11 protein-coding genes are annotated in these 11,679 nt (G+C 41.0%); 10 read left to right on the top strand and 1 reads right to left on the bottom strand.

Annotation, left to right across the window (positions count from 1 at the left end):
- Positions 1–2 precede the first annotated feature (2 nt).
- On the top strand, positions 3–836 hold the full coding sequence (locus PQO05_RS18730; RefSeq protein WP_273628967.1) for a CheR family methyltransferase: 834 nt from the start codon (positions 3–5) through the stop codon (positions 834–836).
- A 196-nt stretch (positions 837–1,032) separates the two neighbouring features.
- Positions 1,033–2,973 (top strand): response regulator, encoded by a 1,941-nt coding sequence (locus PQO05_RS18725; RefSeq protein WP_273628966.1) that lies wholly within the window; start codon positions 1,033–1,035, stop codon positions 2,971–2,973.
- Here PQO05_RS18725 and PQO05_RS18720 read toward each other — a convergent pair.
- Entirely contained in the window at positions 2,970–3,455 is a 486-nt protein-coding gene (locus PQO05_RS18720; protein ID WP_273628965.1) for a methylated-DNA--[protein]-cysteine S-methyltransferase, read from the bottom strand. The genes PQO05_RS18725 and PQO05_RS18720 overlap by 4 nt on opposite strands.
- Positions 3,456–3,611: 156 nt before the next feature.
- Between PQO05_RS18720 and PQO05_RS18715 the strand changes: the two genes are divergently transcribed.
- From PQO05_RS18715 to ccsA, 8 genes are all read left to right on the top strand, one after another.
- Positions 3,612–4,295 (top strand): heme exporter protein CcmB, encoded by a 684-nt coding sequence (locus tag PQO05_RS18715; protein ID WP_273628964.1) that lies wholly within the window; start codon positions 3,612–3,614, stop codon positions 4,293–4,295.
- 11 nt (positions 4,296–4,306) lie between these two features.
- Positions 4,307–4,693, top strand: a complete 387-nt coding sequence (locus PQO05_RS18710; protein ID WP_273628963.1) for a DUF7674 family protein — start codon at positions 4,307–4,309, stop codon at positions 4,691–4,693.
- 80 nt (positions 4,694–4,773) lie between these two features.
- A complete protein-coding gene (locus tag PQO05_RS18705; RefSeq protein ID WP_273628962.1) occupies positions 4,774–5,964 on the top strand; it encodes a carboxypeptidase-like regulatory domain-containing protein in 1,191 nt (396 codons plus the stop codon).
- 116 nt (positions 5,965–6,080) lie between these two features.
- Positions 6,081–6,755 carry a cytochrome c biogenesis protein gene (locus PQO05_RS18700; RefSeq protein WP_420490354.1) on the top strand — a complete coding sequence of 225 codons (675 nt, stop codon included), beginning with the start codon at positions 6,081–6,083 and terminating at the stop codon, positions 6,753–6,755.
- 1 nt (position 6,756) lies between these two features.
- Positions 6,757–6,966 carry a CcmD family protein gene (locus PQO05_RS18695; RefSeq protein ID WP_273628961.1) on the top strand — a complete coding sequence of 70 codons (210 nt, stop codon included), beginning with the start codon at positions 6,757–6,759 and terminating at the stop codon, positions 6,964–6,966.
- A gap of 43 nt (positions 6,967–7,009) precedes the next feature.
- A complete protein-coding gene (locus PQO05_RS18690) occupies positions 7,010–8,443 on the top strand; it encodes a Glu/Leu/Phe/Val family dehydrogenase (protein WP_273628960.1) in 1,434 nt (477 codons plus the stop codon).
- A gap of 321 nt (positions 8,444–8,764) precedes the next feature.
- Positions 8,765–9,175, top strand: coding sequence for a cytochrome c maturation protein CcmE domain-containing protein (locus PQO05_RS18685; RefSeq protein ID WP_174311866.1), 411 nt, complete (start codon positions 8,765–8,767; stop codon positions 9,173–9,175).
- A gap of 5 nt (positions 9,176–9,180) precedes the next feature.
- Positions 9,181–11,679 carry a cytochrome c biogenesis protein CcsA gene (gene ccsA, locus PQO05_RS18680; protein WP_273628959.1) on the top strand — a complete coding sequence of 833 codons (2,499 nt, stop codon included), beginning with the start codon at positions 9,181–9,183 and terminating at the stop codon, positions 11,677–11,679.

Raw genomic sequence — 11,679 nt, 5'->3', positions numbered from 1 at the left:
AAATGAACACCCCGCTTGCTGATAGTATAAATACGGCCCAGATCAATGAACTTGTTGATTTGGTTAGGAAAATTCATGGATTCGATTTTTCTCAATATTCTAAAGCTTCATTTAAGCGCCGCGTGGTGCGTATAATGCAGCTTAAAAAGCTCGATTATGTCGATTTGAAACAGTCATTGGTTAACGATGAGGATTTCTTTTACGAATTTTTAAAAGAGATCACCGTAAATGTTACCGAGATGTTTCGCGATCCGCTGTTTTATAAGTCATTATATACCGATGTGGTGCCTTATCTGGCATCATACCAGCACATCAAATTATGGAGTGCAGGTTGCTCAACAGGAGAGGAAGTATATTCTTTAGCTATACTTTTACAAGAAGCCGGACTGAAAAACAAATATTTTATTTACGGTACTGATGTTAATGCCGACGTTTTGAATGTAGCCCGTAAAGGGATTTACACATTACGTAAAATAAAAGGTTTTACCGAAAGCTACCAGTTAACAGGTTTACCCGGCTCGCTTACCGATCATTTTACAATGATGTATGATGCAGCTACAGTACGTACGGAGTTAAAGCAAAATACTTTGTTCTCGTTGCATAATTTAATATCAGACCAGGTTTTTAATGAATTTCAACTGATTAGCTGCCGTAACGTTTTTATATATTTTGAGCAGGAATTGCAGGAGCGTATACTCGATTTGTTTTACAGGAGTTTATGCCCTTATGGGTTTTTATGTCTCGGTAGCAAAGAAACTATCCGATCTGATATTTTTAAACGTAAATTTAAGGTGATTAATAAAAGAGAAAATATTTATCAGAAAGTGGGCGTTTAAAATAAATACCGCTGAAGTTTTTTTATTTTTTTAAAATCCGGATTTAATAAAATATCGTATATAGAATCGTATATTAAACAAATATTTAATAATCAAGTAGTTATGTTGATAAAATGGCAAAAGGTAGAGTTCTGCCGGGAGCCAATAATTCTTGCGGTTAACATCAATTGCTTTTTGGCCCCTTTCACTTTTTAAAATGTCTTTAATCAACATACTGATCGTTGACGATCGTGAAGAGAATATTGTTGCACTCGAAGCACTGCTTCAGCGCAACGATATACAGCTATTTACGACCACCTCGCCGAACGAAGCGCTTAAGCTGGCATGGGATAATCAAATATCCATAGCGCTGGTTGACGTGCAGATGCCCGAAATGGATGGCTTTGAGCTGGTTGAGATGCTTAAATCTAACCCGCGTACCCGCGATATCCTGGTGCTCTTTGTAACTGCTATTTCTAAAGAAACCAAGTATGCCGTTAAAGGTCTTGGAGCAGGGGCGATAGATTATTTGTTTAAGCCACTCGATCCGTATATTACATCGGCTAAGGTTGATTCATTCATCCAGTTGGCACGCAGTCAGGCCGAACTTAAAAAGAAAAACGAAGAGTTACAGAACTACGCCATCGTGGTTAAAAACTCTGCTGATATTATATGTACCGTTAATTCGGATACACTTAAAATAAACTCGATAAACCCTGCTGTCGAGAAAATAACCGGGCATGTTCCGGCTTCATTGATCGGCAAAAATATTACTTCTTTGGTTTCTGAGGCAGAGCGCCCATCTTTCAAAGAGCATCTCGTAAATGTAATTGCCGATCGTACTGCGTATGGTGTTTTCGAATGTAAGTTTGAAACAGTTGATAAAGGCCTTAAATGGGTAGAGTGCCGTGTAAGCTATCGCAGCCAAATGCTGTTTATCAACATCAGTGATATTACCAACCAGAAAAATTACCAGTCGGAGCTTATTAAATCAAAAGAAGCGGCAGAATATGGCCGTAAGGTTAAAGAGAACTTTCTGGCTAACATGAGCCACGAGCTGCGTACGCCTGTAAACGGTATTATCGGCTTGTCTGATATGCTGCGTAAAACAGAGATGAACGATCAGCAAATGGGCATGATCAGTTTACTCGAAACAACCTCTCAATCATTGTTGGGTGTTATCAATGATGTGTTGGATATTTCTAAAATAGAGGCCGGTAAATTTAGCATTGTACGTGCAGCTAATGATGTACATGGCATTATTAAATCGGTATATGATCTGTTAAAATACAAAGCTGACGAACGTAATATTGAGTTTATATTGGATATAGAGCCATCTGTACCACATTACATTATGGTTGATTCGTTACGATTAAACCAGATTTTAATGAACCTGCTAAGCAATGCTATTAAATTTACCGAGAGCGGATACGTTAAATTGAAAGTAAGCGTATTGCAAACACATGTAGATAAATCAAAACTGCAATTTAGTATTGAAGATAGCGGTATTGGCATTTCTGAAGATCGTATAGCACGTATTTTTGATTCGTTTGAGCAGGCAGAAGATGATACCGCAGCTAAATATGGTGGTACTGGTTTAGGCCTTGCCATTGTTAAAAAACTGATTGAACTAAAAGGTGGCGAGCTTAATGTAAGCAGTGTGCCGGCCAAAGGCAGTATTTTTAGCTTTACAAATTGGTACACGCTGGCTTCGAGACCAAATGAAGTTAAACCAAGCAAAACCAATGTTAAAGATTTACAGCCCTTTAATAATGTACGTGTTTTGGTAGCAGAAGATAACCTGGTAAACCAGTTTATGCTATCTAAAATATTGAAAGACTGGAAAGTTGAGATTGAAATGGTGGATAACGGGCGCAAGGCAATAGACAAGCTGCTTGAGAACGATTATGACCTGATATTAATGGATACCCACATGCCCGAAATGGATGGCTATCAGGCAACCCGCCATATCCGTAACGAACTGGAAGAGCCTAAGCGTGGTATTCCTATTATCTCATTATCTGCCGCATCATTTGATCATGAGCAGGAGGAGGCTTTGGCTTCAGGAATGAATGAGGTTTTGGCAAAGCCTTTTCAGCCATACCAGTTGCATGAAAAAATCCGTAAGGTTTTAAAAGTTATTGAACTGGAGAATTAAAACTCCAGTTTAGTTTGGCCCTGGCCGCTTACTTTGGCTTCGTGCTCTAATAGCCATTGCTTGCGCCACAAGCCGCCAGCATAACCGGTAAGGCTACCGTCTGATCCGATTACCCGGTGGCAGGGCACGATAATCCAGAGTTTATTTTTGCCATTGGCCGCAGCGATAGCCCTAATGGCCAGCGGATTTTTCATTTCTTTAGACAGTTGCGCATAACTCATGGTTTTACCGTAGCTTATCCGCAATAATTCCTGCCATACTTCCTGCTGAAAAGGTGTGCCTGCTTGTTGTAATGGCAAATCAAAATCGATGCGCTCGCCTGCAAAGTATTCGTCTAATTGCTTAATGGCAAGTTGTAACAACGGATGATCTCCGGTAGGTTCATGAATAGTCTTAGGTTCAATAGTTACCGAGGTTATAAACTCATCATCAGCAGTAATTTGCACTTTTCCTAATGGAGTAAGATAACGAGCGATGTACATGTTGCTAAAGATAGGCTTTTAAGATAACCAAGAGACAAGAATCAGGAAACAAGACGATTCACTGAAATAAATCCAAAATCTAACTTTGTCTCAAATATGAAAATATCTTGATTCTTGGCTCTCGGTTCTTGATTCTCTTTTCTGCATCTTTGCCCCATGCAACTCTTCAGCCAGACTAAACATTTGCTTAAAAAAGAAATCCTGCTCGAGTGGCGGTCTAAGTATGCGTTTAATGGTGTGCTGTTGTATATTGTATCAACCGTTTTTGTGTGTTACATCGCTTTTAATCTTACGGCGGGTTTTACACATAGCCAGGGTTACCCGGTGGTGTGGAATGTGTTGTTCTGGATCATCATGTTGTTTGCTGCGGTTAACGCCATGTCTAAAAGCTTTTTGCAGGAGAGCAAGAGCAGGTTGTTGTATTACTATTCGATAGCCAGCCCGCAGGCTATTATTCTATCAAAAATTATCTACAATATATTGCTGATGAGCTTGCTGAGCGTTTTGGCTTTGTTGGTTTATATGTTGTTTTTTACCAATACCCTGGGCGATGCCTTTTATTATTTCCTGGTCGTATTGCTGGGGAGTATCAGCTTTGCCACGGTGTTCACCATGATTTCGGCCATTGCAGCTAAGGCTGGCAACGGTGGTACGCTGATGGCAATTCTAAGTTTTCCGGTAATTATTCCTGTGATATTGCTGCTTATACGCACCAGTAAAGTGGCTATGGATGGCTTAGAACGGGGCAGTACTTATGGAAACATTGGGATATTGTGCGCCATTAATGTAATTGTGGTAGGAGCTTCGCTGATATTGTTCCCGTACCTTTGGCAGGATTAATTACCTTTTAAATGAACGCCGAAAGCTTTGTTTTTCAACTCATAACTGAATTTCCTGAACTTAAAGAAGATATTCTGGATGAAGAATTGACTTCATTACAAATTATGTCATTCAGGGCATTTACACAGAAAGCAATTGATGTTAATGATTTAGAGTTGGTTAAAAGATGTTTAACGTTTGTTGATGGTGTTTTGGATGCTGTAGATCCTGAAATTAATAATTCGCTATATCTCTCTTATTTGGGTAAGCTAAATTTCAAAAACAACAGCCATGCATTAAATTTACTTCCGGTTAAATTATCAAAAGCTATATCAGAACTTAATAAAGCTTATGCAGAGAGCTCTAAAAATGATCAGGCAAATAACTTTATAAAAAACTTAGATAAGGGGCAATCATAACATCTTTTAATATTTCTATCTTAGGTTCACCAACGCTTCATTTTCAATAGCTATACTTGTCGTAAATTCCGGTTAATACTATGCGTTCAATACTACTGCTGTTTGTGGGTTTGTTTATCATTGTAAACTGCCAGGCCCAAAACGGAACCATTACAGGTAAGGTAACTGTTAAAAGTACCCATGCGCCATTGGCCAAAGCCAGTGTGTTTTTAAGCAATGCTACTTTTGGTACTGTAACGGGCGAAGATGGTACTTTTTCCCTTAACGGTGTACGTCCCGGCCAATACGAGTTGGTGGTAACTACCGTTGGCTACGAAGATTTTATACAAACCATAATGGTAGGCGCCAAGCCGGTAAACGTTGAAGCAGAAATGACGCCCAAAGTTACCGAGTTGCGCGAAGTGGTAATTACCAGCGGCGGCAGCTGGAAAAGAAATTACGAAAACTTTGTTAAAGACTTTTTAGGCACATCTGATGATGCCAAAAAATGCAAAATTCTGAACCCTACAGACCTTAACCTGCTTAACCATAAAACCAAACGCTACCTCGAAGGATACTCTTATGATTTCCTGAATATCGATAATTACGCCTTAGGGTATAAAGTAAAAATCCTGCTGAAATCATTTAAAACTGATTATCTGAACCACGTAATATCATGGACAGGCAAGGTGCTTTACCAGGAATTACCGGGATCGGCAGAACAGAAAAAGAAATGGGCAGCACGCAGGGAAGAACTTTATTACGGTTCGGCTATGCATTTTTACCGCTCGCTGGCCAATAATACCATGGATAAAGATGGCTTCGTGATCAGGATACTACAGCGTAAGGTAAACACCAAACGCCCGAGCGAAGAACTGATACAAGCAAAGATTGATAAATTCAGGATGACTAACCGCGATTCGGCCCAGTATTGGTTCAATATGGCGGAATTGCCGAAGTACGATGAATTTCTAATCCGTCAACCATTAAGTGTTGCCGATGTAATGCATCCAACAAATGAGGCCGGTGTATATGCAATTGCCTTCCCAAAATACCTGTATGTAGTTTATACCAAACGCAGGGAGACTGTTTATTTTAAAGATCTGTTCCGACCGCTGGATATGGAAAACTTCGAAACCAGTATTATAAACCTTTATGGTGATTATGCCTTTTTCGATAGCAATGGTATTGTACTTTCGCCCGGCAGTACGCTGCTGGAAGGGGCATGGTCGTTATCAAAAGTGGCCGAGATGTTACCGGTAGATTATGTGCCTGGTGATACTAAAAACTAAGTTTTATTAAAACTTACACAGCCGCAGGCAAATAACAATATTACAATTGTAAATCTTCTATGCACGCATAGTAAAGCTATGTTATTTGCTTAACTTTGTTGCGTTTTTCCAAGTAAATGAAGTTTATTTATCAAACCTGGTGGAAAGTACTTACCGTACTTATAATCCTATACACACTGTTTGCAGGCCTGCTTTTGGGAGTACCCCGATTGCCTATTATGCACGAAACCATTCGAAACGTATATTTTCACGTACCAATGTGGATGGCTATGTTCACGGTATTTACCATATCGGTGGTTTACAGCATCAAATATTTGATTAGCGGCAAACCCGAGCACGACTTGGTTGCGGTAGAATGCGCTAATACCGGCGTGTTTTTCTTTGTAATAGGTTTGGTTACCGGTATGATGTGGGCTAAATACACCTGGGGCGAGTACTGGAGTAATGACCCTAAGCAAAATAGTGCAGCTATTGCCTTTTTGCTTTATTGTGCTTATTTGGTGCTTCGTAACTCTATCGATGAGGAGCAAAAACGCGCCAAAATTTCGGCAGTGTATAACATTTTCGCTTTCCCGGTAATGGTGGTTTTAATTATGATCCTGCCGCGGATGACGGATTCACTTCACCCTGGTAACGGTGGTAATCCAGCCTTCGGAAAATTGGATTTGGATAACCGCATGCGTGTGGTACTTTACCCTGCTTTTATTGCCTGGTGCTTTATGGGCGTGTGGATAGCTTCAATCCGCTACCGCATCAGCCTTATTGAATACAAAAAAAATGCAATTGATTAATATGAAGAAATTTGCCCTGATATTAGTGCTGCTCATCAGCTTCATCCCTGTATTTGCCCAACCGGGTGCGGATGTTGAAATGGCAGACACCCTGCGTAGCAATGGACGGATATATGTGGTTGTTGCCACAATAGCTATCGTTTTTATAGGATTGGCTATCTATTTGTTCATGATTGACAGGCGTTTGAAAAAACTTGAAAACGATAAGTAGTTTTCATTGTATTTAAACCAATTATATACTCAATATTTTAATTATGGCTACTAATAATAATGCCGCATACGGGGACACCCATTTTTTTGGAGACGTATGTAAAAATTTCGATTACGCCGCACAATTCACCAGTCACGATGCTGGTCTGTTAGATCAGATCAGATCATGCAACAGCGTTTACCGTTTTCGTTTCCCTATCCGTAAGGGTAATGGTTTCGAGGTAATTGACGCTTGGCGCGTAGAACACTCGCATCACCAGTCGCCAACCAAAGGCGGTATCCGCTACAGCGAAATGGTGAACGAGGACGAAGTTATGGCCCTTGCTGCCCTGATGACCTATAAATGTGCCATCGTAAACGTGCCATTTGGTGGTGCTAAAGGTGGTATCAAAATTAACCCTAAAAACTATACTGTACAGGAGCTGGAAAACATCACACGTCGTTATACAGTAGAGCTGATCAAAAAGAATTTTATCGGCCCAAGCATCGACGTACCTGCTCCGGATTACGGATCGGGCGAACGCGAAATGAGCTGGATTGCCGATACTTATGCCACCATGAACCCAGGACAGCTGGATGCTCTGGGTTGCGTTACCGGTAAACCAATTGCATTACACGGTATTGCGGGTAGAAGAGAAGCTACCGGCCGTGGTGTGGCCATTGCCATCCGCGAGTGTGTAAGCGTAGGTGAGGATATGCAAAAAATTGGCCTTACTGCCGGTATTGCCGGTAAAAGGGTAATTGTACAAGGTTTAGGTAATGTAGGTTTCTATTCTGCTAAATTCCTGGCCGAGTTTGGTGCTATCATCGTAGGCCTTTGCGAGTTTGAAGGCGCTATTTATAACGAAGATGGTTTAGATGTTGACGCTGTATTTAATCACCGTAAAGAAACCGGATCTATTTTAGGTTACCCGGGTGCTAAAGAGTTCAGAAACTCTGGCGAAGGTTTGGAGCAACCATGCGATATCCTGGTACCTGCTGCTTTAGAGAACCAGATCACTATCGAAAACGTTGGCCGCCTGCAAACCAAAATTATTGCCGAAGGTGCTAACGGACCAACCAGCCCGGAAGCTGAAGCTGCATTTTACCAAGCCGGTGGTATGATTATCCCGGATATGTATGCTAACGCAGGTGGTGTTACGGTATCATACTTCGAGTGGTTAAAAAACCTTTCGCACGTGGCATTTGGCCGTATGAACCGCCGTTTTGAAGAAAACTCGAACCTTAACCTGGTTAACATGGTTGAAGGTATTACCGGTACTTCATTAACGCCACTGCAACGTACAACTATTATCAAAGGTGCATCAGAGCTTGAGTTAGTAAACTCAGGTCTGGAAGATACCATGATCCGCTCGTACCACGAGATCCGCGAAATATTTAAAGGCGATAGCCGTATCGATACCCTGCGTACCGCAGCATTGGTAGGATCTATCAATAAAATTGCGGTATCATACCAAAATCTTGGTGTTTGGCCGTGATATTTAGAATCAAGAATCAAGATACAAGAATCAAGATAGGAAAGCCGTTCTGCATTGCAGAACGGCTTTTTACGTTTCATAAGCCCACCCCGTCATTGCGAGGAACGAAGCAATCCCCGACCAGCAGAGCGGCCCTGTATAGTTCGCGATTGCTTCGTTCCTCGCAATGACGTGTTGAGTGAGGAGTCTCGATTCCTGATTCCCGACTCTTGCCTCTCTTCTAAAGAACGATTCTAAATAAGATATATGTGTTGTAATAAACATTATTAACTACACGTTTTGTATTTTTGCAGTTCAGTTTTCAGGAAACCATATATATTCATGAAAAAAAGTTCAATCATAGGCATTATTGTTATTGCTGTGGCAATAGCGGTTATTATTAGCACATATTCAAGCTCAAGTACTTATGGGTCGTTTAACGATGCCTCAAAAACTACGAGTTCGTTACAGGTTGTTGGTCACTTAGTGAAAGACAAGCAACTGTATTATGATGCACATAAAGATGCCAATTACTTCTCTTTTTATATGACCGATAACAAAGGTCAGGAGTGTAAAGTTGTGTTTACAGGTACCAAACCGCAGGATTTTGAGCGTTCGGAGCAAATTGTTTTAACCGGCCAAATGCAGGGGAGTGAGTTCCATGCTTCAAAAATTTTGATGAAATGCCCGTCTAAATACACTCAGGATAAGGTAGAGATTACAGAAACCAAAGCCAAAACGGCTAATATTTAATTTGAATGGATACAGCTTTTAAAGGCGAACACCTTTTACCCGGCCACCTGGGCCAGTTCTTTATTATTTTAGCATTTGGTTCTGCGCTTTTATCGGCCATCAGTTACTATTTTGCCACCACCAGCACTAACAAGCTCGATAAATCGTGGTTTTTTTTGGGGCGAATTGGCTTCTTTGTTAATACCATTTCTGTAGTAAGCATCGGTGCCTGCTTATTCTACATCATTTACAATAATCTTTTCGAATACCATTACGCCTGGGCGCACTCATCGCGCAAGCTGCCGGTATATTATATTATTTCCAGTTATTGGGAAGGGCAGGAGGGCAGTTTCTGGCTGTGGGCATTTTGGCAAGCGGTTTTAGGTAACCTCATGATCTGGAAAGCCAAAACATGGGAAAAACCTGTGATGACGGTTATTGCCTTATCGCAAACCTTGTTGGCTTCCATGTTAATCGGTGTCGAACTATTCGGTACACGTATTGGTAGCTCACCATTTATCTTATTACGCCAGGCTATCGAAGGGCCAATCTTTAGTCGCCCGGATTATTTGACTTTTATTAAAGATGGTAACGGCTTAAACCCGCTATTGCAAAATTATTGGATGGTTATCCACCCGCCAACCTTATTCTTAGGGTTTGCATCAATGGTGGTTCCGTTCGCTTATGCTATTGCCGGTTTATGGCAACGCCGTTATAAAGAATGGCTGCCTGCTGCATTGCCTTATGCTTTGTTTGCGGTAATGATTTTGGGTACCGGTATTATCATGGGCTCATTCTGGGCTTATGAATCACTAAACTTTGGTGGTTTCTGGGCATGGGACCCGGTAGAGAATGCTTCTGTTATTCCGTGGCTTACATTAATTGCCGCTGTACATGTAATGGTGGTCTATAAAAATACAGGTCACTCGTATTTTACGGCTACTTTTTTAGTATTGATCAGCTTTGTGCTGGTATTGTATGCGTCGTTCCTGACCCGTAGTGGTATTTTGGGCGAAACCTCTGTACATGCTTTTACCGATTTGGGTATGAAATGGCACCTGGTAATCGATGTATTGATCTTCCTGGCCATTTGCGTTTACCTGATTATTGCCCGCTGGAAAGAGCTTCCTATCACTAAAAAAGATGAAGAAACCTACTCGCGCGAATTCTGGATGTTTGTAGGTGCTATCTTTTTAGGTCTTTCATGTTTCCACTTAACGCTGGTTACCTCTATCCCGGTATGGAACTGGATTTTTGGTACCAAGTTAGCACCGCCGACTGAGCCTGTTAAACACTATAACGTTATACAGGCATCATTTGCTGTAGTAGTTACCTTGCTTACAGGCGTATCTCAGTTCCTGAAATATAAAACTACAGACACCACCCGTTTTTTCATCACCACGTTTGTATACCTGTTATTCTCTGCTTTATTAGGTGGCCTGGTTATTTATGTAACCGGCATCTACAAGCTACATTTCATCTTCTCATTGGTAATGATCGGTGCCATATTCACCGTGTTATCAAATGCAAAGGTGTTATCAGATGTATTTAAAGGCAAGGTAAAACTGGCAGGATCTGCAGTAGCACACATTGGTTTTGGATTGATATTGGTAGGCGCTTTAATTGCAGCAGGTACCAGCAGTGTAGTTTCACAAAACAACAGCGGTATTGGTTATGGTGATGAGTTTGCCAAAACATCAAACCCGAAAGAAAATATAATGCTGTACAAAAACCAACCAATACAAATGGGCGGTTATACAGTAACTTATTTCGGCGATTCGGTATCGGCACCTAACCATTACTTTAAAGTTGATTATAAAAAGATAGATGCATCGGGTAAAGTAACCGAAGAGTTCGTACTAAAACCAAATTCGCAGGCTAATAATAAAATGGGTTTGGTTTCATCACCTGATACTAAACACTATTTGTTTCACGATTTATACACTCACGTTACCATGGCGCCAATTAAAGGCGACTTGGATGGCGAGGATGGCGGCCACAGCGAAACTGATGACGATAAAAACTACGACGCTCCGGTATCACATACTATAGCCGTTGGTGATACTATCCGTTTCCGCGAAGGATTTATGGTTTTAAAGAGCCTGAACAAAGAAACCCACGTAGAAAATATCCCGCTTAAAGGCACGGACGTTGCCGTTGGCGCTGCTTTCGAGATTACCTCGCATGAGAAAACTTACAAAGCCGAGCCAATATTTATGATTAAGGATGGCAACGCTTTCGATTTTGCTAAAAAGGTTGATGATGCCGGACTGAAACTACGTTTCTCAAAAATTATTCCTGAACAAAATAAGGTAGAGGTACAGGTTTTCCAACAACCGGAAAGCAAGAAACCATACATAGTAATGAAGGCGATTAATTTCCCTTACATTAACTTCTTCTGGTCGGGTACTATCATAATGGTAATTGGCTTCCTGATGTCGATCTTCCGCAGAAATAAGGAGTTGAAGATCTCAAACAGTAATGCTGAGCTGAAAGAAAGCAAAGTGAAATTACAGAAAGCATAA

This window comes from Mucilaginibacter jinjuensis (genome assembly GCF_028596025.1).
Taxonomy (GTDB): Bacteria; Bacteroidota; Bacteroidia; order Sphingobacteriales; family Sphingobacteriaceae; genus Mucilaginibacter; species Mucilaginibacter jinjuensis.
Note: the sequence above shows the minus strand (reverse complement) of the source record. Positions and strands in the feature narration are given on the sequence as shown.

Excerpts from the sequence above, each read along its gene's own strand:
- ccsA (WP_273628959.1), top strand. The coding sequence starts at position 9,181 with ATGGATACAGCTTTTAAAGGCGAACACCTTTTACCCGGCCACCTGGGC.
- PQO05_RS18690 (WP_273628960.1), top strand. The coding sequence starts at position 7,010 with ATGGCTACTAATAATAATGCCGCATACGGGGACACCCATTTTTTTGGA.
- PQO05_RS18715 (WP_273628964.1), top strand. The coding sequence starts at position 3,612 with ATGCAACTCTTCAGCCAGACTAAACATTTGCTTAAAAAAGAAATCCTG.
- PQO05_RS18705 (WP_273628962.1), top strand. The coding sequence starts at position 4,774 with ATGCGTTCAATACTACTGCTGTTTGTGGGTTTGTTTATCATTGTAAAC.
- PQO05_RS18720 (WP_273628965.1), bottom strand. The coding sequence starts at position 3,455 with ATGTACATCGCTCGTTATCTTACTCCATTAGGAAAAGTGCAAATTACT.
- PQO05_RS18710 (WP_273628963.1), top strand. The coding sequence starts at position 4,307 with ATGAACGCCGAAAGCTTTGTTTTTCAACTCATAACTGAATTTCCTGAA.
- PQO05_RS18685 (WP_174311866.1), top strand. The coding sequence starts at position 8,765 with ATGAAAAAAAGTTCAATCATAGGCATTATTGTTATTGCTGTGGCAATA.
- PQO05_RS18725 (WP_273628966.1), top strand. The coding sequence starts at position 1,033 with ATGTCTTTAATCAACATACTGATCGTTGACGATCGTGAAGAGAATATT.
- PQO05_RS18695 (WP_273628961.1), top strand. The coding sequence starts at position 6,757 with ATGAAGAAATTTGCCCTGATATTAGTGCTGCTCATCAGCTTCATCCCT.
- PQO05_RS18730 (WP_273628967.1), top strand. The coding sequence starts at position 3 with ATGAACACCCCGCTTGCTGATAGTATAAATACGGCCCAGATCAATGAA.
- PQO05_RS18700 (WP_420490354.1), top strand. The coding sequence starts at position 6,081 with ATGAAGTTTATTTATCAAACCTGGTGGAAAGTACTTACCGTACTTATA.